General features: G+C 43.5%; 18 protein-coding genes. 14 read left to right on the plus strand and 4 right to left on the minus strand.

All coding sequences use genetic code 11. The annotated features are described in order from the left end of the window. Nucleotides 1-110 precede the first annotated feature (110 nt). From PZB74_RS08140 to PZB74_RS08175, 8 genes are all read left to right on the plus strand, one after another. Complete coding sequence (locus PZB74_RS08140) at nt 111-869, plus strand: (Fe-S)-binding protein (protein ID WP_367281471.1); 759 nt, start codon at nt 111-113, stop codon at nt 867-869. Beyond that, the gene (locus PZB74_RS08145; RefSeq protein WP_302242032.1) at nt 853-2223 is read left to right on the plus strand and encodes a lactate utilization protein B; all 1371 of its coding nucleotides are present in this window, start codon (nt 853-855) and stop codon (nt 2221-2223) included. Before PZB74_RS08140 ends, PZB74_RS08145 begins: the two co-directional genes overlap by 17 nt. Continuing rightward, nucleotides 2216-2806 (plus strand): LutC/YkgG family protein, encoded by a 591-nt coding sequence (locus PZB74_RS08150; RefSeq protein WP_302242033.1) that lies wholly within the window; start codon nt 2216-2218, stop codon nt 2804-2806. Before PZB74_RS08145 ends, PZB74_RS08150 begins: the two co-directional genes overlap by 8 nt. A 689-nt stretch (nt 2807-3495) precedes the next feature. Next, the gene (hppD, locus tag PZB74_RS08155; RefSeq protein ID WP_302242034.1) at nt 3496-4632 is read left to right on the plus strand and encodes a 4-hydroxyphenylpyruvate dioxygenase; all 1137 of its coding nucleotides are present in this window, start codon (nt 3496-3498) and stop codon (nt 4630-4632) included. A gap of 211 nt (nt 4633-4843) precedes the next feature. Then, nucleotides 4844-6001: a homogentisate 1,2-dioxygenase gene (locus PZB74_RS08160; RefSeq protein ID WP_302242035.1), complete on the plus strand. Its 1158-nt coding sequence runs from the start codon at nt 4844-4846 to the stop codon at nt 5999-6001. Further along, the gene (locus PZB74_RS08165) at nt 6001-7266 is read left to right on the plus strand and encodes a Glu/Leu/Phe/Val dehydrogenase dimerization domain-containing protein (RefSeq protein ID WP_302242036.1); all 1266 of its coding nucleotides are present in this window, start codon (nt 6001-6003) and stop codon (nt 7264-7266) included. Before PZB74_RS08160 ends, PZB74_RS08165 begins: the two co-directional genes overlap by 1 nt. A gap of 100 nt (nt 7267-7366) precedes the next feature. Next, complete coding sequence (gene fahA / locus PZB74_RS08170) at nt 7367-8608, plus strand: fumarylacetoacetase (RefSeq protein WP_302242038.1); 1242 nt, start codon at nt 7367-7369, stop codon at nt 8606-8608. Further along, complete coding sequence (locus PZB74_RS08175; RefSeq protein ID WP_302242039.1) at nt 8605-9504, plus strand: flavin reductase family protein; 900 nt, start codon at nt 8605-8607, stop codon at nt 9502-9504. Before fahA ends, PZB74_RS08175 begins: the two co-directional genes overlap by 4 nt. Before the next feature lie 203 nt (nt 9505-9707). Here PZB74_RS08175 and PZB74_RS08180 read toward each other — a convergent pair whose 3' ends face one another. Further along, nucleotides 9708-10895, minus strand: a complete 1188-nt coding sequence (locus tag PZB74_RS08180) for a PQQ-dependent sugar dehydrogenase (protein ID WP_302242040.1) — start codon at nt 10893-10895, stop codon at nt 9708-9710. A 294-nt stretch (nt 10896-11189) separates the two neighbouring features. On the opposite strand from PZB74_RS08180, the gene PZB74_RS08185 reads away from it, so the two are divergent. The 4 genes from PZB74_RS08185 (at nt 11190) to PZB74_RS08200 (ending at nt 15176) form a co-directional block, all read left to right on the plus strand. Continuing rightward, a complete protein-coding gene (locus PZB74_RS08185; protein WP_302242042.1) occupies nt 11190-11927 on the plus strand; it encodes a hypothetical protein in 738 nt (245 codons plus the stop codon). 72 nt (nt 11928-11999) lie between these two features. After that, entirely contained in the window at nt 12000-12422 is a 423-nt protein-coding gene (locus PZB74_RS08190; RefSeq protein WP_302242043.1) for a hypothetical protein, read from the plus strand. Nucleotides 12423-12483: 61 nt separating this feature from the next. Further along, nucleotides 12484-14622, plus strand: a complete 2139-nt coding sequence (locus PZB74_RS08195) for a prolyl oligopeptidase family serine peptidase (protein ID WP_302242044.1) — start codon at nt 12484-12486, stop codon at nt 14620-14622. Between the two features lie 62 nt (nt 14623-14684). Further along, complete coding sequence (locus PZB74_RS08200; protein ID WP_302242047.1) at nt 14685-15176, plus strand: GNAT family N-acetyltransferase; 492 nt, start codon at nt 14685-14687, stop codon at nt 15174-15176. Between the two features lie 86 nt (nt 15177-15262). Here PZB74_RS08200 and PZB74_RS08205 read toward each other — a convergent pair whose 3' ends face one another. The 3 genes from PZB74_RS08205 to pheA all read right to left on the minus strand — a co-directional run bounded on the left by PZB74_RS08205 (nt 15263) and on the right by pheA (nt 17901). Beyond that, a complete protein-coding gene (locus tag PZB74_RS08205) occupies nt 15263-15568 on the minus strand; it encodes a DUF4286 family protein (RefSeq protein WP_302242050.1) in 306 nt (101 codons plus the stop codon). Nucleotides 15569-15655: 87 nt separating this feature from the next. Beyond that, a complete protein-coding gene (gene hemH, locus PZB74_RS08210) occupies nt 15656-16768 on the minus strand; it encodes a ferrochelatase (protein ID WP_302242051.1) in 1113 nt (370 codons plus the stop codon). A gap of 59 nt (nt 16769-16827) precedes the next feature. Next, nucleotides 16828-17901, minus strand: coding sequence for a prephenate dehydratase (gene pheA / locus PZB74_RS08215; RefSeq protein ID WP_302242769.1), 1074 nt, complete (start codon nt 17899-17901; stop codon nt 16828-16830). A 227-nt stretch (nt 17902-18128) separates the two neighbouring features. Here pheA and glyA point away from each other — a divergent pair, with 227 nt between their 5' ends. Further along, on the plus strand, nt 18129-19418 hold the full coding sequence (gene glyA / locus PZB74_RS08220) for a serine hydroxymethyltransferase (protein WP_302242052.1): 1290 nt from the start codon (nt 18129-18131) through the stop codon (nt 19416-19418). Between the two features lie 118 nt (nt 19419-19536). After that, the gene (gene tatC / locus PZB74_RS08225; RefSeq protein WP_302242772.1) at nt 19537-20346 is read left to right on the plus strand and encodes a twin-arginine translocase subunit TatC; all 810 of its coding nucleotides are present in this window, start codon (nt 19537-19539) and stop codon (nt 20344-20346) included. Nucleotides 20347-20384 lie beyond the last annotated feature (38 nt).

Genomic DNA, 20384 nt, shown 5'->3' on the forward strand with positions numbered 1-20384 from the left:
AAAAATCCATCGCTTCTGGGCAATGGAGAGGTAGCGATAGTACAGGATAGTGCCTTGTTTAGAATTTTGTATGTTGCCAGAATCAAGTGTTGGATAAAGAATACTCCTGTATGATGCACATCGGCCTGTTTGTACCCTGTTATGTAGATCAATTTTACCCTCGGGTAGCTATTGCTACGCTAGAGCTGTTAGAAAAACTCGGTTATCGGGTAAGTGTGCCTCCTGACCAGACCTGTTGCGGGCAACCTATGGCAAATTCTGGCTATGAGCGTTATAGTAAAAAAACTATGGAGCTCTTCGTTAAAAACTTCGCCTCCTACGATTACATCGTGGCTCCCTCTGGCAGTTGTGTATACCATGTGCGTAAGCACTACGATACCCTGGAGCAAACGCCTGAGGTGGCTCATATCAGAGAGAGAACAGTAGATATTTGTGAGTTTCTGGTTAACCACTGCGACAAAGCACTACCCGAAAGTAACTTTCCGTACCGGGTTGGGCTACACCAAAGCTGCCACGGACAAAGAGGACTTCGTTTTGGCAAGTCATCAGAAGTAGTAGCTGAGCCGTTTTCTATAGTACGCCAACTGCTGGAGAGTGTAGAAGGGATAGAGCTGGTAGATTTACAGCGGGCAGATGAGTGCTGTGGTTTTGGAGGAACTTTTGCCATAGCCGAAGAGGCAGTGTCGGTAAAAATGGGCAAAGATCGGGTGCAGGACCATATTCTTAATGGTGCACAGGTAATTACTGGTACCGATATGTCGTGCCTGATGCATATGGAAGGAATCATAAGAAGAAGACAACTTCCACTACGTGTAATGCATGTTAGCGAAATATTAAATCATACCCATCAACATGAGCCATCCTCATAAAGCGCAGGAATTTATTGCCAACGAAAACCGTGTCAACTGGCATGATAAATCGCTCTGGCATGTGCGAGAGAAGCGCGACAAAGCAGTAAACCTTTTTCCAGAGTGGGAGCAATTGCGCGAAAAAGCGTCTCAGATCAAGTCTCATACGCTCTCCCGGCTGGATGAATACCTGGAAGAGTTTGAAAAAAACGCCATTGCTAATGGTGTAAAAGTACATTGGGCGAGCGATGCTATAGAGCATAACGATATTGTGTTATCCATTTTTAGGGAGCATGGCGTACAACGTATTGTTAAAAGTAAGTCGATGCTTACTGAGGAGTGTCACCTAAACCCTTTTCTGGAGAAGCACGGCATAGAAGTAATAGACTCTGACCTGGGGGAACGTATTGTTCAGTTGGCTAAAGAGCCTCCCTCGCATATTGTTATGCCTGCCATCCATAAAAAACGGATGGAAATAGATGAGCTTTTTCAGAAACACCTGCATACCCCACCTAGTCATGGTGACGAAAATATACTGACAGCTGCGGCGCGAGAGCATTTACGTCAAAAGTTTATGAAAGCAGATGCCGCGCTTACCGGAGTTAACTTTGGTATTGCAGAAACGGGTGATTTTGTGGTTTGTACCAATGAGGGGAATGCCGATATGGGAGTGCATCTGGCACCTGTACAAATTTCCAGTATGGGTATAGAAAAGCTGATTCCTCGCTACGAAGACCTGGGCGTATTTACCCGCCTTCTGGCCCGTAGTGCTACCGGGCAGCATATCACCACTTATACCTCTCAGTTTCGTAAGCCTCGCGCAGGTACAGAGATGCACCTTATTCTGGTAGATAATGGACGTACGGTACAACTGGGTAGAGAAAAGTACCGTCGCTCACTGCACTGTATTCGTTGTGGTGCCTGTATGAACACCTGTCCCGTTTATCGTCGTAGTGGAGGCCACTCGTATCAGTCTGTTATACCAGGGCCTATCGGCTCTATACTTTCACCGGGCAGAGATATGAAAAAATACTCCTCTCTCCCCTTTGCTTCGTCACTTTGTGGCTCCTGCTCCGATGTGTGTCCGGTAAAAATAAATATACACGAACAGCTATACTTCTGGCGGCAGGATATTACGCAGGCTACCAATGAAGAGCCTGCCAAAAAAATTTCCATGAAGATGACGGGCTGGTTATTTACCAAACCTAAGTGGTTTCGTAAAGCGGGCAAATTTGGACGCAAAGCTTTAGCTAAACTGCCTCGCTGGATGGTCTACAATTCCATGAATGTTTGGGGTAAACACAGAGAGTTGCCGGAGCCTCCAAAAGAAAGCTTTCAGGAGTGGTATCAAAAGAACAGAAAAAACAATGGGTAAAGCAGATATAATAAAGGCTGTTAAAGCTAATAAACCTAATGAGCTCCCTCTGCCTTCTTTAGATTTTCCGTCCAGTAATGGGCAGAGTCTTCCCTCACTTTTTGAAGAACGCTTACTTGCGGGCGGAGGAGAATTCTTTTTCGCCAAATCTAGGGTAGAAGCCGAGACCTATATACAATCTCGTATTAAAGCGGGAGAATACAAATACATTGCTGGTGCTTTAAAGTCGCTTAATACTTTTGACCTGGCTAGCATTCAAGATCCTCATGAGCTTGAACTGCTCAACCTTTCTGTGTTTGAGGGTGAGTTAGGGGTAGCAGAGAATGGAGCTATCTGGTTAAGTGAAGATCGTCTTATACACCGGGCTGCGCCATTTATTACGCAGCATCTGATACTATTGATCAGAGAAGATCAGTTGGTAGACAAGATGCATGCTGCCTATGCCGCCTTACGTTATCACGACTATGGGCATGGGGTTTTTATTGCCGGACCATCTAAAACGGCAGATATTGAACAGTCGCTGGTAGTAGGTGCGCATGGTCCCAAAAGCTTGTTGGTAGTTATGCTGCCTACTGAAGCATAAAAAAAGTCTACCTATAAAGTAGACCTTTTTGTACACTTATGAGAATTAGCAACGTTATGATGAGAATCTTTATTATGCGATAAACGCTATTTCTTTTCTTTTTAAAAGTTAATTTTTATAAACACTATCGGAAGCTGATTAGCTTGAAAAACTATAAAGGTTGAGGGCTAAATTTTGCTTGCCACTCCTCCACTCCAAGCTATTGGTCTTTCCGCTATATTTCATTTACTAATCGCAAAGGTTAAATTAATCAGCTGCTCCCTTTTAGCTTAATTTTTAATGTATAATAGCTGCGTTTCTGAATAAAATACGCTTCCGATTAGCTGTTTTTATCTAAGCTTCACATCCTTCTGAGGTTTCTACTTATAATAAGTCAGGAAATATCAATTTTTAACTGAGATAAGTAGAAGTATTAGACATTATACCTAAATTTTTATAGGCTTAGCTAGGTTGCATAAAATTACAATGTATTTATCAAAATAGTATTAATTTATATCAATAATCAAAAATAGCGCTTAAATTTAAGTTGAAATTAACACTATTAAAATAGCTAACCAACTTATTCATGATGAATATTAAATAGGAGTGTTATTAATATTGTAAATTATATATAAGCTATGCGCGCCGAGCCAAAGAGGGCTGAGGCCTGCTAAAAGACATACATTTTTCAACATAAACCCATTTTTGATATGCAAACTGATTCAAGCTTATCGAAAAAAGTAGCAACCGAAGCAGAAGATATTCTACCTATTAATGGTACTTTTTATATAGAGTACTATGTAGGTAACGCACGGCAGGCAGCCTACTACTATCACTATGTATTTGGCTTTGATATTATTGCCTATCGTGGGCCGGAAACAGGCTACCGACAAGCTGCCAGTTACCTGCTGTCGCAAAACAAATTGCGCTTTATTTTAACTTCTCCTCTGCAACCCGATAGTGACATTGCAGAGCACATTCACCTGCATGGTGACGGTATTAAAGATATAGCACTCTGGGTAGACGACGCACGTAAGTCTTTTGAAGCTACCGTAGCCCGTGGTGCTAAGGCAGTACAAGAGCCTTTTACAGTATCTGACGAAGATGGCGAGGTAGTAATGGCTTCTATTGCTACTTATGGAGATACCATACATACCTTTGTGGAGAACCGAGCGTATCAGGGGCTATTTCTTCCGGGTTTTCAGGCATGGCAAAATAAAAACCTGGAGCAACGTAGCGTAGGTCTTAAGTACGTAGATCATATGGTAGGCAATGTAGCCCTGGGGGATATGAACAAGTACGTGCAGTTCTATGCCGATGTGATGGGCTTTAAACAACTAGTTTCTTTTGATGATAAAGACATTTCCACCAAATATACTGCTCTGATGTCCAAGGTTATGTCTAATGGCAATGAGCGTATTAAATTTCCTATCAACGAGCCGGCACCAGGCCTGAAAAAAAGCCAGATTGACGAATATCTGGAATTTTACAAAGGGGCAGGCGTGCAGCATGTAGCTATAGCAACTGACAATATCATCAAAACAGTGAGCCAGCTTAGAGCCAATGGTCTTGAGTTTTTGCGGGTACCCGATACATATTACGATACCCTTAAAGACAGAGTAGGCGATATAGATGAGCCTGTGGAAGAGCTTAGAAAATTGGGCGTGCTGGTAGATCGTGATGAAGAAGGCTATCTGCTACAGATTTTTACCAAGCCAGTCCAGGACCGCCCTACAGTTTTTTACGAAATTATTGAGCGTAAAGGAGCGCGTTCTTTTGGTAAAGGTAACTTCAAGGCTTTGTTTGAAGCCATTGAAAGAGAGCAGGAGCTTAGGGGCAACCTGTAAGTGATATACAGATAGCCATACCATAAGGACATAACTTTTAGTGAAGACATATATGCAAACAAGCCTAAAAACGCATCTTGTGAAGGAGAATTCATTAGCATTAAATATGCGGAATCTTTAAAAAAGCTGTAAGTTTTTACTGGAAGAAATTGTACGGGCCTATCCTATGGGTATGGCTAACAGTACTTTGTCAATTGTAAACTTTAATACCATGGCATACTACACCCAGCGTGGAAAAATACCGCAAAAAAGGCATACGCAATTCAGAAAAGAAGACGGTTCCCTCTATTATGAAGAAGTGATAGGGGCAGAAGGCTTTAGTGGCATTTCTTCTATCGCGTATCATATTAATCCACCTACCGCTATAGAAAAGGTAGGTGATGCCCAGGATTATAGCGTAGCTTTTGCTGAAAGTAAAAATATGCAGCATCGCCACCTCAAAGGGGCTAAGCTGCAAGCTAAAGGCGACTGGCTAAGTGGCCGCCAGTATATAATGGGCAATGATGACGTAAAGCTAGCGGTTTGTCAGCCAAAGGAGAGTATGAATTATTTTGTGCGCAATGCAGTAGCTGACGAACTGATATATGTACACGAGGGCGAAGGAGAACTTTTGAGTCCTTTGGGTAGCGTAAAGTTCACCCAGGGAGACTATGTTCACATCCCTCGTACCATCACCCATCAATGGAAAACCAATATAGATAAGCCCAGCCGTTTTCTGGTAATAGAAAGTAATTCTGAAGTGCGTTTTCCTAAAAGATACCGCAACCAATTTGGGCAGCTACTAGAGCATAGTCCCTTTTGCGAACGAGACATCAAAATGCCAGAATACGTAGAAGCTGTAGATGAAAAAGGAGAGTTTGAAGTAAAGATTCTTAAACACGGGCAGTTGCATAGTTTTTTGTATAGTTTCCATCCATTTGATGTAGTGGGCTGGGATGGCTATATGTACCCCTATGCCATATCTATTCATGATTTTGAGCCTATTACCGGGCGCATCCACCAGCCACCGCCAGTGCATCAGATGTTTGAGGCGCATAATTTTGTGGTGTGCTCATTTGTTCCGCGTCTTTTTGACTATCATCCGCAATCAATACCAGCTCCTTACAGTCATTCTAACATTGACTCCGACGAAGTGTTGTTCTATGCAGAAGGTGACTTTATGAGTCGCAAAGGAGTAGAGCGAGCCTCCTTTACTCTGCATCCGGGAGGTATGCCGCATGGCCCGCATCCGGGTACGGCAGAAGCTTCTATCGGTAAAAAAGGAACAGAAGAGTTAGCGGTAATGGTAGACACCTTTCGGCCACTGAAGCTCACTCAGCAGGCATTAGAAATTGAAGATCAAGCATATATTTATTCATGGAAAATTTGATGAAGAAGCTGTTAAAAGAATTTGAAGAGAAAAAAGCAGAAATCGTATTTGAGTGGAATGACCGGGAGACTGAAGCAGAAGGCTGGGTAGTGATCAACTCCTTACGAGGAGGTGCCGCCGGTGGAGGTACCCGCATGAGAAAAGGGCTCAATCGCCACGAGGTAGAGTCTTTGGCTAAAACCATGGAGATTAAGTTTACTGTCTCTGGTCCGGCAATTGGTGGAGCTAAGTCAGGAATCAACTTTGATCCGGAAGACCCTAGAAAAGAAGATGTGTTAAGACGCTGGTACAAAGCAGTTACCCCTTTGCTTAAAAATTACTACGGCACCGGTGGAGATCTTAATGTAAACGAGGTAGAAGAAGTGATACCTATTACCGAAAGCTATGGGCTTTGGCACCCCCAGGAAGGTATAGTTACCGGGCATTACCTTTCGTCTGACCCGCAAAAAATCAGGCAACTGGGACAGTTGCGGCAAGGAGTCTCTAAAAAGCTGGAAGACCCACACTTTACTCCTGCCCTGGAGCGTAAATATACTGTGGCAGACATGGCTACCGGATATGGCGTAGCTCAATCGGTGATTCATTATTATGACTTGTGGAACGAAAATGCTGAAGGAAAGCGAGCCATCATTCAGGGTTGGGGAAATGTAGGCGGAGCAGCAGCATACTATCTGGCTAAGCACGGCATACAAATCGTCGGTGTCATTGACCGAAACGGAGGGCTTATCAAAACCGAAGGCTTTAGCTTTGAAGAAATTCGTGAGCTTTTTCTTAGGCGAGTGCAGAATGCCCTTCGGGCAGATGATATGCTTTCTTTTGAAGAGGTCAATAAACAAATCTGGGAAGTAGATGCGGAAATATTTATTCCGGCCGCAGCCTCTCGCTTGGTTACTCGCGAACAGCTAGACAGCATGATTAGCCATGGTCTGGAGGTGATAGCTTCAGGGGCAAACGTTCCTTTTAAAGATCCTGAAATCTTTTTTGGAGCCATAGCTGAGCATGCAGATCAACAGCTGGCGCTTATTCCAGACTTTATCGCCAACTGCGGTATGGCCAGAGTATTTGCTTACCTGATGGAGAGCGAAATTGAAATTACAGATGAGGCTATCTTCCATGATGTCTCGCAAACAATACGTCAGGCATTAGAAAAAGTGCATGCCCAAAATCCTGAGAAGAAAAACATTGCCAAAGCTGCTTTTGAAATAGCACTTAAAGAGCTTTTGCAAAAAGATGAAGCTGCTACCAAAGCGGCACTTATGAAATGAGTTAAGCCAAAGCCTCGGAACCTGTGTAAATACCACATTACGGGGCTTGATTTGTTTAACAGAAATTATACGTATAAAACTAACCTTCTTTTTAAGCAATATGCCTCAGTCTCCCTGGCTTCCCATTCCTGAAAAAAGCGATTTTAGCATATATAACCTTCCCTATGGTGTTTTTTCTACCCCTACGCGTAGGCCCAGAGTGGGCGTAGCTATCGGAGAGCAGATTATAGATATGGCAGCTCTTACTGCCAGAGGGAAGTTTCATGACCTTAAAATACCTTTACAGGTATTTGAACAGCCAAGTCTTAATGCCTTTATGAGTTTGGGTAAGCCCGTATGGAAAGCAGTAAGGCAGCGCCTGATTCAGTGGATTTGCGAGGAAAACTCTCCTTTGCATCAACTTCAGGAAGAGAGCATGCTACCCCAGTCAGATGCTAAAATGCTCTTGCCGGTGCAGGTAGGCGACTATACCGACTTTTATGCAAGCGAAGAGCATGCGACAAATGTAGGATCTATGTTTCGCGGTAAAGAGAATGCGCTTATGCCCAACTGGAAACATATGCCAATTGCCTATCATGGCAGAGCCTCTTCCATCATCGTATCTGGTACCCCTATTCACCGCCCTAAAGGGCAACTGATGCCTACCGGAGCCGATCGTCCTGTTTTTGGCGCAAGTCAGAAACTAGACTTTGAACTGGAAATGGCAGCTGTAATCGGTGTCAGTTCTGAGCTTGGCACTTCAGTTACTACCGAAGAAGCTGAAAACTATATTTTTGGTATGGCCCTCTTTAACGACTGGTCTGCCAGAGATATACAGAAATGGGAGTATGTACCCTTAGGGCCTTTTCTGGGAAAAAACTTTGCCTCAAGTCTATCTCCATGGATTGTACCAATGGAAGCGCTCAAACCATTTGTAACAGAGGGACCAAAGCAGCAGCCGGAACCCTTACCCTATCTGCAAAAAGCTAACCCGCGTAACTATAATATTCATCTGGAAGTGTATCTGCAACCGGCCATGCAAGAGGAAGTGCAGATTTGCCGAACTAATTTCAAACATATGTACTGGAGCATACAGCAGCAGTTGGCACATCATACTATCAATGGTTGTAATTTGCGTGTAGGTGATTTGTTAGCTTCAGGTACCATTAGCGGCTCACAGCCCGATAGCTATGGAAGTATGCTGGAGCTGAGCTGGAATGGAGAACGCAGGCTACAACTAGGCGAAGCCTCAAGAACATTTCTGGAAGATGGAGACACTATAAGAATGTACGCCTACGCCGAGCAGGATCATAAGCGTATAGGTTTCGGAGAAGTAAAAACAAAAATACTACCCCCTTTATGAAAACCTTTTCCCCTTCAGATATAAGTACCAGAGTTTTTTATAGCCATATGGTAGGGGCTGTAGTGCCTCGCCCTATAGCGTTTGTAAGCTCTGTAAGTGCCGAGGGCAAAGTAAACCTCAGTCCATATAGCTTTTTTAATGCAGTAAGCGCTAATCCGCCTACTTTAATATTTTCACCAGTTAATAGTATACGCGACGGCAGTACCAAAAACACGCTGGACAATGTGCTTGAGCACCAGGAAGTAGTCATTAATATTGTAAACTATCGCATGGTAGAACAAATGTCTTTGGCCAGTACTCCTTATGCTAAAGGAATCAATGAGTTTACCAAAGCAGGTCTGGAAGAAGCTCCTTCTAGCATAGTGGAGCCTCCCCGGGTAGCGGAAGCTCCCATCGCTTTTGAGTGTAAAGTAAAGCAGGTAATAGCACTAGGTAAAGAAGGTGGAGCGGGTAATCTGGTTATTTGCGAAGTGCTTTTGATGCACATTAACGAAGGCATACTGGATGCAGAAGGTAATATTGAACCTCACAAACTGGATGCTGTAGGTCGTATGGGGGGTAGTTATTACTGCCGGGCTAGCGGCGAGGCTATCTTTGAAACGCTACGCCCGCTAAGAGAGCAGGGCATGGGAGTAGATCAGTTGCCAGAGGCTATTCGTAAAAGTAAAATACTTACTGGCAGCGATTTGGCTCAGCTAGCCAATATTGCTGAAGTTCCTCAGGCAGAAATTTATAGCCAGGAACTTAAGGCCCCTGAAATACAGCAATTATTTAGTGCGCAAAATACAAACTCTGAGGCCATACAGGATGAAGCTCATCGTATGGCTCAACGCTTGCTTACAGACAATGAGGTCTACAAGGCGTGGGCTGTACTACTAAGAGCACATAATACTTAGCACACGCATGCTGGGCTATGGGTTAATAAAAGTAGATAGCATAGAACTAGATGAAGGCCTAGGCCGGCGGTACACTAACCGGTAGATCAGCACCCCTAATTTTATAAGAGAAGGCTCAGATGGGTGAGATAAGAAAAAACAAAAGACCTCTCCAGTAAAGGGAGCGGCCTTATTGCTTAGCACCTTCTCTAGCTTTTTTGCGATTATTTTCCTCGGTTCTGGTAGCTCACTTTGTAAATGGCTCCTCCCGCATCATCCGAAATAAATAGTGAGCCATCTCCTGAGATTGCCAGGCCACATACTCTGGCGATATATTCTTGATCATTATTAACCAAAAAACCGCTTACAAAATCTTCATAGCCCAATGGCTTTCCCTGTTCATCAAACTTAATCATCACTACCTTATAACCACTTGGGTCCGAACGATTCCAAGAGCCATGTAAAGTAACAATGGCTTGATTCCTGTAAGCTTCCGGAAACTGGTTTTTGTCGTAAAACATCATATCAAGTGGAGCACTGTGGGCCGGTAGTGTAAATACTGAACCAGTAGATTTGCTGGCGTATTCTTCGTATGACATGCCATTAGGGGGCTGGTCTGCAGGGTTAGGTTTGCCCTCTTCAAACACATAAGGCCAGCCGTAATTATTCCCTTTTTCCAGAAGATTCAGTTCTTCTTTTTGTGTGGTATCACCCAGCCAATCTATGCCATGGTCAATACCATAAAACATATTAGTACCGGGGTGCCAGTCAAAGCCAATAGTATTTCTTAAGCCTTTGGCAAAAATCTCACGCTTTTTTCCACTGGCATCGGCTACAAGAAGAGTTGCACTTTCTTTACTGGTTTCATCGCAGGCATTGCAGGTGCTACCTACCGAGATGTACATTTTTCCGTCAGGGCCAAACTCTATAGTACGATTAGGGTGCTGCCCACCATCCGGTAGCCCCTTCATAAGCAGCTTAGGCTTGCCCAGGCTTCCATCCTTCTGAATAGCAGTTTTGTAAACTTCATTTACTGTAACCAAAAAGAGTTCATTGTCTTTAAGCGCAATGCCATGTACCTGATCAAGGGTGAGTACACTTTTATTTACATCAGCTATACCATCCTGATTGGTATCCTTCAGCATTCTTACATCACCCTGGCGACGTGTAACGTAAATGGTGCCATCTTCGGTAGCTACCATCATACGAGGTTTTTCCAGACCTTCTGCGAACTTCTGAATTCTGAAGCCCTCCGGTACTTTCAGGTCCTGAACCCCCGCACTTTTACTAAGCTTGGGTTTAAAAATGTGGCCTTCTACCTTGGTTACCACTGTAGTATCTCTTTGCTGTGCTAACAACAGCTCGCCGCTTAGCAACAGGCTAATAGAGCATAAAAAAATAAATCTGATCATAGTTAAAAAATTATGTGATGTCCTCATTCAACAGCAAACATGTTCGGATAGTTATCGGAATATGGAATGCTTAATATTTAATTAATTTGCTGGCTTAGCAATAGTGGCTTGTTAGCGAAAGTACCCAGTCATAGTACCAAAAAAGTAGGTGGCAGAAACTTGAACTATGCGTATGAGCAGTATATCACTCTCATTCTCTAGGCATAAAACAGTATTTGTGTTAAATTATGTAGTAGCACTAGCTAGTTGTTTGGTAGCTCACTTCATCCAATGTGTACTTTAATACTGCTACCCATGAAATGGATTTTTTTTCTTGCACCTGCATTTACTTTTTTGTGCATATCCTCCTGTGAGCGCTATGAGCCTCATGAACTATATGGTAGCTGGAAAATTGATAAACTTCTGGAAGACGGGATGGATAGAACCGGCTGGAGTTTGCAGCAGTTTCCATGGGGTACAGGACTGGAAATTATGGATGATGGCACTTTTAGAACGAACTATGCTCAAGTAGAAGAAGGTAAAGGTCGCTGGAAGCTAAGCTCTGATGGAGAAAGGTTGTATCTGGATTTTCCCCTCGCCGAACCCACCTCTGGCTTTAAAATTACGCTTACCAAAGAGTATTTGGTACTTAAATCACTTCGCTGGCATATTTTTATGTCGCGCACCGCAGAGCTCACTCTTCCTGCCGAGAAAAAAGTAAGCATGAAAAAAGAGCTGGTATTGGGCAAATGGTATTTCTTTAAAATGAGAACACAGGACAGCAGTATGTATTACCCAAGAGCGAAGCGTAGAGCACATTGGGTAGAGATAGATGCTGATGGCTACTACCGTAGTGGTGAGGGACTTCATGAGTCGTTTTACGGGCGCTGGGCCCTTCGGGCTGATACGCTCAGTTTTAGTGAAATAGGGCGCGTCTGGAAAGAGCAATGGAAAGTACGTATGGAAGATGACTTATTGTATTTTGAGCCATTAACGGACGATCAGGCCTGGTATGAGGTAAGCCTAATGCATGAAGCAGATGTGATTGACTAAAACATTCTCTCAGCTTTTTCGATTATTATTACTTTAATCAATCTTTGAAAGAGTATCTCAATTTATGAGCAGATGAAGATTAAATTGCCATACATAATTGCTTTGCTGGTATTGGGTTTGACAGTATGGTTTACGCTGGAAGGTACTACCCAACCCGGAGTAGACGACCTGGACGGTGAGCCACGCGAAATAGCTTTTGTCCGTAATGAGAATAATACTGGCCCGGTTCAGCGAGTTTATGCCGTTCAAATTAAAGACACTCTATGGCAGGAGATGCGAAAATACGGGAGCCTTATGCCACACACTAAATATGGTGTTACTCAGGTTTATTTCTTTCTTGAGTCGGGAGAAAAGCCTGACAAGGTAAGCCTGGAAGTACCCGTAGAACCAGCTTATCAGCCCTATTGTATAGCTAAATACCATAAAGATGCTATGGGCGTAGAAACTTTTTCCAAATACCCTTTTGAAAGCAAGCCTATGCGGATCAAAAGATAAAACCTATGTTTCGGTATAGCTAAAAACTTTACCTTTAGCATTTAATGTAATCTTTATTGCAATGAAACACACCCAACTAATTTGTGCCGGGCTGGCCCTTGGTACGCTGGCCTGTGTAGGTTCAAAAAATGAAGAAACTATGAAGCTACAGTACCCTACTACCCAAAAGGTAGCACAGACCGATACCTATTTTGGCAAAGAGGTTGCCGACCCCTATCGCTGGCTGGAAGATGATCGCTCAGAAGAAACAGCAGCATGGGTAAATGCCCAGAACGAGGTGACAGGCAGCTATCTGGAGAATATTCCCTTTCGCAAGTCAATAGAAGAGCGTCTGACCGAACTATGGAATTATGAGAAGTATTCTGCGCCGTCTAAAAAAGGAGACAAGTACTACTTTTTTAAAAATGATGGTCTGCAAAACCAGAGTGTACTATATGTGCAGGAGAGTCTGGAATCTGAACCAGAGGTGTTTCTTGATCCCAATCAGTTTTCTGATGATGGCACAGTTTCTTTAAGTACTACCAGCTTTACCAAAGATGGATCCCTACTGGCCTACTCTATCTCAGAGTCTGGTTCCGACTGGCGTAAAATCATTGTTATGGATGTAGAGAGTAAAGAGCAGGTAGGCGATACGCTTAAAGACGTAAAGTTTAGCGGTATCTCCTGGAAAGGGAACGAAGGCTTCTTTTACAGTAGCTATGACAAACCAGAAGAAGGTAGTGCCCTGTCTGGTCTGAATATGAATCATAAGCTATACTACCATAAACTGGGGACACCCCAGAGCGAAGACGTACTGGTTTTTGGAGGCGAACAGACGCCCCGCCGCTATGTAGGAGGAAATGTTACCGAAGACAACAGGTTTCTGTCCATTACAGCAGCTAATGGTACCAGTGGTAATGAGTTGTACGTTAAGGATCTGGAAGCAGATGGGGATATTGTTCAGATAATAGATGATTTTGAGCATGACAACTATATTGCGCATAGCAAAGACGGGCAACTGTATATTCTGACCAATCTGGATGCTCCTAATAAGCGTATTATTAAGGTGGATGCTGCTACTCCTGAACCTGAAAATTGGACTGATCTGATTCCTGAAAAGGAGGAAGTACTACAAAGTGTATCTTTTGCCGGAGGTAAAATATTTGCTAATTATCTTAAAGATGCTGCAACCAGAATAGAGCAGTACGATTTGCAGGGTAAACTGGAAAAAGAGGTAGCTCTACCTACTATTGGCAGTGCCGGAGGCTTTGAAGGTACTCAGGAAGACGATAAACTATTCTATTACTTTACTTCTTTTACCTACCCAACCAGCATTTACGCCTACGATATTGCCAGCGGGGAGTCTTCTCTCTTCCGTCAGGCAGAAGTAGACTTTAACCCTGATGATTATGAAACCAAGCAGGTTTTTTATGAGAGCAAAGATGGCACGCAGGTACCTATGTTTATTGTACATCGGAAGGGCTTAAAAATGGATGGACAAAACCCTACCTACCTGTATGGCTATGGTGGTTTTAATGTAAGCCTTACGCCAGGCTTTAGCGTGGCACGTCTGTATTGGCTGGAAAACGGTGGCGTATTTGCTATGCCCAATCTTAGAGGCGGTGGTGAGTATGGAGAGGCCTGGCACGAAGCAGGAACACAGATGCAGAAACAGAATGTGTTTGATGATTTTATTGCTGCCGGAGAGTATTTGAAAAACGAAGGCTATACTTCTAAAGAAAAGCTCGCCATTGCAGGAGGGTCTAATGGTGGGTTGTTAGTAGGAGCCACCATGACTCAGCGCCCGGACCTTTGCCAGGTAGCACTTCCGGCAGTAGGTGTATTAGATATGCTGCGCTACCACCAGTTTACTGCCGGAGCAGGCTGGGCCCCGGACTATGGCATAGCAGATAGTAGCCAGGCAATGTTTGAGTACTTGTATGCGTACTCGCCATTGCACAATATTAAGCAGGGCGTAGAATACCCAGCTACGCTGGTGACTACCGCAGACCATGACGACAGGGTAGTACCTGCGCACTCTTTTAAATTCGCGGCTACGCTACAGGAAAAACATGAAGGTGAAAACCCGGTGCTTATTCGTATTGAAACTAAAGCGGGGCACGGAGCAGGAAAACCTACCTCTAAGCAGATAGAAGAGTGGGCAGACAAATATGCCTTTACCTTTTATAATATGAACGAAATACCTGAAAAACTTCGCTAAGTATGTAATTTGCGGCGGTACTGGCAGTGCTGCTGCTTCATTTTCATCAAGTTTACTATAATATGAGCACAATTATTCGTCAGGGTGTAAAAGCCGATTTACCACAGGTGCTAGACTTAATTAACGAGCTGGCAGAGTACGAAAAAGAACCCCACGAGGTTGAAAATACGGTAGCACAGTTAGAGGAGGATGGATTTGGAGCACAGCCGGTGTTTGAGTTTTTTGTGGCAGAAAATTCTGAAAACAATAAAATAATTGGCTTAGCCCTCTATTTCTACAGCTATTCCACCTGGAAAGGAAAATGCCTGTACCTGGAAGATTTGATTGTAACCCAGGCAGAAAGAGGCAAAGGCCTTGGTAAAAGACTACTGGATGCTATTATTATGAAAGCAAAAGAGAGTAATTGCTATCGTGTAGTTTGGCAGGTGTTAGATTGGAATGAACCCGCTATTCAATTCTACAAATCTTTAGGGGCTGATATTCCTAAAGAGTGGCTTACCTGTCGTTTGGTCAAAGAGCAAATTGACAATTATGTGCCGTTAGAGAAGCAATAGTTTAATCTAATTAGATTCTTGTAGGCGTACAGTTTCTTACATGTTTGTGTAGATAACCTGTACGCCTTTTTTTGTGTACCCTTTTGCTATGCCTCTTTCATCAAAGTACGGAAACTTACACTTTTGTTGCCATAACGTTTTGCGTATCCTGCGTCCAGGGCAGGTTCGTATTTCAGTTGAAAAATATCTAAATGCTCTTTAGTTTCTGCCATTAGCTGTAAAGCATAAGTAGCTGTGCCCTCCGACTCTTCCACTTCTAAAAGGCGAAATATACGTGCATTCACAAACATGCCCGTAGCCAATATGTCAGGAATTTGCTCCTCTTTCATCCAGCTAAGCCACTCTCCTTCCACACTTACCTCAATATTTATAGTCTGATTGTACTGTATCATGAATCAAAATTTTTTCAAACTAATAAAAAAGACACGTAGCAGCCTTGCTACGTGTCTCTTAATTAACCAAAACCAAACATTTAGCTATTACAGCTTCTGTCTGTTTATAGAACCATTAAGCTCGTCCGAAGTTTGCTCTAATGAGCTTTTTTCCTCTGGGAGCGAGTAAGTTGGATCATTCTGCTGTACCAGATCTTTCAAACAGGCAATCCAGGTAGGGTGGTCATTCAGGCTATCTACCAGATCCCACACTTCGCCGCCTGCTTCCAGAAAATCTTCCTTATACTCTTCACCTACCTCTAGCGTAGTTTCCAGACAGTCGGCGACAAAGGCCGGTGAGAGTGCTAACACTTTTTTCTTGCCCTCATTGGCAAGTTCCTCTAGAACCTGGTCGGTATAAGGTTTTATCCACGGCACTGGCCCTAACCTTGACTGAAAAGAAACTGTGTATTTCTCTTCCGGTATACCTAGCTTATCCGCTAACACTCTTGAAGTCTGATAGCATTGGGCGCGGTAGCAGTAGCGATTCTTTTTATGATATTTGTTACAGCAGCTCCCTACCTGACAATAGTCGCCATAAGATGCTTTTTTGATCTGGCTAACCGGAACACCATGGTAGCTAAAGACCACATGATCATAATCCTGCTTATCCAGCAGCTTACGGGCGCGTTCTGCGTGGGCCTCTATAAAAAGTGGATGATCAGGAAACTGGCTGACAAATTTTATTTCAGGAATGACCTGCCAGTTTCTTGTAAGCTCCATTACCTTGTCTATAACGGAACCACTGGTAGCAGAAGCATACTGGGGAAATAAAGGGATGCAGATAATACTACTGACCATTTCTTCCTGTAGTTCTTTTAACACGTTTTTGATGCTGGGCTGCTGGTAGCGCATAGCCAGCTTAACCACATACCGGCTTCCCAGGCTATCTTGTAGCAGTTGGGTAACGTCTTCACCATAAAATTTGAGGGGCGAGCCACGGTCTTCCCAAAGTTTCTTGTATTCCTTGGCAGACTTGGGTGCTCTAAAGGGAGCAATGATCAGGTTTACCAACATCCAGCGAGGAATAAGTGGATAGTCTACCACACGCTTATCCATTAAAAATTCTCGGAGGTAGCGGCGTACGTCTCCGGTTTTTGGGCTATTGGGAGTACCTAAATTTACCAGCAGCACTCCCACTTTATCATGAGGCTTATTCATAAGAAGCTATTATTCAAAATGCTAGCTGTAGAACGAAGGCTAAATGCATAATGTTCGGCCTAAATTAATTTAACATAGCTGCCCAGCCATTTTACTTCTTTTTTAAACTTCTTCATGACGCGCTGTACTTTTTCATCATGGAAATGGCCTTCAAAATCTATGAAAAACCAGTACTGGAAGCTTTTCCCCTTTTTGGCAGGGCGGCTCTCAATTTTGGTCATGTTAATACCTTCCTTGTCAAACTCCTGTAAAAAATGCGCTAGGCTTCCGGGCTCGTCAGAATGTGCCAGCTTTGCCAGTATAGAAGTTTTATCATTGCCGCTAGGCTGGTTAACAAAGTCTTTGCTAAGGATAAAGAAGCGGGTCTGGTTGTCGCCGGAGTCTTCTATATTCTCAAAAAGTATAGGTACCTGATGATCCTGTGCTGCAATATGAGAGCAAATAGCAGCGCTTTCCGGCTCACTAAAGGCCATGCGAGCTGCTTTAGATGTAGATTCTACCGGTATAAGCTCTACCTCAGGGTTATTCACGACATTTTCTATAAAGTTACGGCACTGGCGGAAAGCAATATCTTTAGAGTAGATTCTTTTGATCTTATGCAGGTGATCCGTTTTGCTGGCAAAGGCAAAATGAATGGCCATGGGCACCTCTGCTACAATATGTAGGTCGTGCTTAGCCAGGCAGTCGGCAGTTTCGGGTACCATGCCTTCCTGATTATTTTCTATAGGCACTACGCCAAAGCGAGCCATACCGGTATTGAGTGTCTCAAAAATAGCTTTAATACTACCGATAGACATGTATTCGCTCATAGCTCCAAAGCGGCTTTCTGCGGCCTGATGAGAGAAACTGCCGGTAGGCCCCAGGTAAGCTATACGTTCGGGCAGCTCAATATTACGGCTTACCGCAAAAATTTCTAAAAAGATAGCCTCTATCGCCTGGGCATTAAGCATGCCATTGTTTTGCTTGTTTAGTCGGTCCAGTATAGCTTTTTCACGCTCGGGGCGGTAGATAATGGCATTGGTAGAGCGCTTAAGCTCACCCACCTGTCGTACCACCTCCATACGCTCATTGAGGAGTTTGAGCAACTGATTGTCAATCTGGTCAATTTTTATCCTCAGTTCATCTAAGGTGATCTTGCTCATAGCGTTAAAATGATGGTGTAGTGCTTTTAAAAGCCTAAAGCTACGCTTAATCCACCTCAAACCAAAAAGAAAGCCTCTTACATCTACTGCCCTTTTCGGCAAAAGCCCTATTTTTGGAGCGCAGACCTTTTGCGGAACTTATCCCAGGGTATCTTCATTAAGCATTGTGAATGTCTGCCACTTCATGTAATTTTGATGCATTATAAGCACAGTAATTTATGCAAAGAGACCAGGAAATTTTCGATCTGATTCAGGAAGAGAAATCAAGACAACAGCGTGGAATAGAGCTGATTGCCTCAGAAAACTTTACTTCACTCCAGGTAATGGAAGCTATGGGAAGCGTACTTACCAACAAGTATGCGGAAGGCCTACCCGGCAAGCGCTATTACGGAGGCTGTGAGGTGGTAGACAAAATTGAACAGCTAGCTATAGACAGGGCAAAAGAACTTTTTGGTGCTACCTGGGCTAATGTTCAACCCCACTCTGGAGCACAAGCCAATGCGGCGGTAATGCTGGCGATACTTAAGCCTGGCGACAAAATATTAGGCTTTGACCTTTCGCATGGTGGTCACCTTACGCACGGCTCACCGGTAAACTTTTCCGGTAAATTGTATGAAGCACACTTCTACGGAGTAGAAAAAGAAAGCGGACTTATAGACTGGGATAAGGTTGAAGCCAAAGCTCTGGAAGAAAAACCTAAGTTGATTATTTGTGGTGCCTCTGCCTACAGCCGCGATTGGGACTACGAAAGGCTTAGAACTATTGCTGATAAAATTGATGCTTTCTTACTGGCAGATATTTCTCACCCTGCTGCTATGATAGCTCGCGGACTGCTAAACGATCCGCTTCCTCATTGCCACTTTGTAACTACTACTACCCACAAAACATTAAGAGGCCCCCGTGGTGGTCTTATTATGATGGGGCAGGATTTCGACAACCCATTTGGCGTAAAACTTAAAGGCAACATCCGCCCTATGTCTGCGCTGGTAGATATGGCTGTGTTCCCTGGTACGCAAGGTGGCCCTCTGGAGCATGTGATTGCCGCTAAGGCAGTAGCTTTTAAAGAGGCGCTATCTGATGAGTTTATGGAGTATGTAGTGCAGGTAGCAAAAAATGCGAAGGTTATGGCCAAAGCATTTATAGAAAAAGGTTATCATGTAATCTCTGGCGGCACAGACAACCACGAGATGCTAATAGATCTGCGCTCAAAAGATATTACCGGAAAAAAAGCTGAAGGTGTACTCGGTCTGGCTGATGTTACCGTGAACAAAAATATGGTTCCTTTTGATGATAAGTCTCCTTTTGTAACCTCAGGTATACGTACAGGTACCGCTGCAGTAACTACCAGAGGAATGAAAGAGGCCGAAATGGAATCCATTGTTGAGTTTATTGACGTAGTATTAAGTAATCCTGATGATGAGAGCAAGATTGCTAAAGTGAAGCAGGAGGTAAATAACTTAATGGAGCGTTTTCCTTTATACGATAGTTTAGAAAAAGTAAGTGGATAATTCAGAGAATCAAAATCCGGAAAACAATAAGCTGGATCAGCAACATCATGATAATGGCTTAGAGGAAAGAAGAGAGGATGCCGTGCATCCTTATGACCCATACAACGAAGGCGAACAGATGTCTTTTCTGGACCATCTGGAAGAGTTGCGCTGGCATATTATACGTTCGCTGGGTGCCATTATTGTCTTTGGTGTGGTAGCGTTTATTATGCGTGACTTCGTATGGGGCTTGTTAATTCTTGGCCCTACCAAGGTCGACTTCTGGACTTTCCGGATGTTTTGCAAAGTAAGCTCGTCTATAGGTTCAGATGCCTTTTGTTTTGATGAAATGCCATTCATCATCCAAAGCCGTAAGATGACAGGGCAGTTTTCTATGCATATTGTTTCTTCTGCAGTAATTGGGCTTATCGCCTCTTTCCCTTATGTTTTCTGGGAAATCTGGCGCTTTGTAAGCCCTGGCTTATACGATAATGAGCGCAAACTAAGCCGTGGAGCAGTATTTTTTGTAAGTCTGCTCTTTATGCTGGGAGTGCTCTTTGGTTACTATATCGTTACGCCTATCTCCGTTAACTTTCTGGGTAACTATCAGGTAGACCCATCTATTCTTAATGAATTTGATATAACCTCGTATGTGTCTATACTAGTAACACTAGTATTGGCCTGCGGACTTTTGTTTCAGTTACCTATAGTGGTGTACTTCCTGTCAAAAGCGGGTATTATTACCCCTTCTGCTCTGGTAAAGTATAGAAAACATGCTATTGTAGTCATACTGATTATTGCGGCACTGGTAACTCCGCCAGACCCTATCACTCAGTTATTGGTAACTTTACCTCTATTACTGCTCTACCAGGCAAGTATTTATATCTCCAAAATGGTAGTGCGTAAAGAGGCCAAAAAGCAGGCAACGCTAGAAGAGGAGAATGGATAAATTAAATAGAGCATTGCTCTACGGGGCAATGCTCTTCA

It is taken from the genome of Porifericola rhodea, from assembly GCF_030506305.1.
GTDB lineage: Bacteria > Bacteroidota > Bacteroidia > Cytophagales > Cyclobacteriaceae > Catalinimonas > Catalinimonas rhodea.

What these genes read in the sequence shown, in the direction of transcription:
- PZB74_RS08140 (WP_367281471.1), top strand. Translation starts at nt 111, where the DNA reads ATGATGCACATCGGCCTGTTTGTACCCTGTTATGTAGATCAATTTTAC.
- PZB74_RS08145 (WP_302242032.1), top strand. Translation starts at nt 853, where the DNA reads ATGAGCCATCCTCATAAAGCGCAGGAATTTATTGCCAACGAAAACCGT.
- PZB74_RS08150 (WP_302242033.1), top strand. Translation starts at nt 2,216, where the DNA reads ATGGGTAAAGCAGATATAATAAAGGCTGTTAAAGCTAATAAACCTAAT.
- hppD (WP_302242034.1), top strand. Translation starts at nt 3,496, where the DNA reads ATGCAAACTGATTCAAGCTTATCGAAAAAAGTAGCAACCGAAGCAGAA.
- PZB74_RS08160 (WP_302242035.1), top strand. Translation starts at nt 4,844, where the DNA reads ATGGCATACTACACCCAGCGTGGAAAAATACCGCAAAAAAGGCATACG.
- PZB74_RS08165 (WP_302242036.1), top strand. Translation starts at nt 6,001, where the DNA reads ATGAAGAAGCTGTTAAAAGAATTTGAAGAGAAAAAAGCAGAAATCGTA.
- fahA (WP_302242038.1), top strand. Translation starts at nt 7,367, where the DNA reads ATGCCTCAGTCTCCCTGGCTTCCCATTCCTGAAAAAAGCGATTTTAGC.
- PZB74_RS08175 (WP_302242039.1), top strand. Translation starts at nt 8,605, where the DNA reads ATGAAAACCTTTTCCCCTTCAGATATAAGTACCAGAGTTTTTTATAGC.
- PZB74_RS08180 (WP_302242040.1), bottom strand. Translation starts at nt 10,895, where the DNA reads ATGATCAGATTTATTTTTTTATGCTCTATTAGCCTGTTGCTAAGCGGC.
- PZB74_RS08185 (WP_302242042.1), top strand. Translation starts at nt 11,190, where the DNA reads ATGAAATGGATTTTTTTTCTTGCACCTGCATTTACTTTTTTGTGCATA.
- PZB74_RS08190 (WP_302242043.1), top strand. Translation starts at nt 12,000, where the DNA reads ATGAAGATTAAATTGCCATACATAATTGCTTTGCTGGTATTGGGTTTG.
- PZB74_RS08195 (WP_302242044.1), top strand. Translation starts at nt 12,484, where the DNA reads ATGAAACACACCCAACTAATTTGTGCCGGGCTGGCCCTTGGTACGCTG.
- PZB74_RS08200 (WP_302242047.1), top strand. Translation starts at nt 14,685, where the DNA reads ATGAGCACAATTATTCGTCAGGGTGTAAAAGCCGATTTACCACAGGTG.
- PZB74_RS08205 (WP_302242050.1), bottom strand. Translation starts at nt 15,568, where the DNA reads ATGATACAGTACAATCAGACTATAAATATTGAGGTAAGTGTGGAAGGA.
- hemH (WP_302242051.1), bottom strand. Translation starts at nt 16,768, where the DNA reads ATGAATAAGCCTCATGATAAAGTGGGAGTGCTGCTGGTAAATTTAGGT.
- glyA (WP_302242052.1), top strand. Translation starts at nt 18,129, where the DNA reads ATGCAAAGAGACCAGGAAATTTTCGATCTGATTCAGGAAGAGAAATCA.
- tatC (WP_302242772.1), top strand. Translation starts at nt 19,537, where the DNA reads ATGTCTTTTCTGGACCATCTGGAAGAGTTGCGCTGGCATATTATACGT.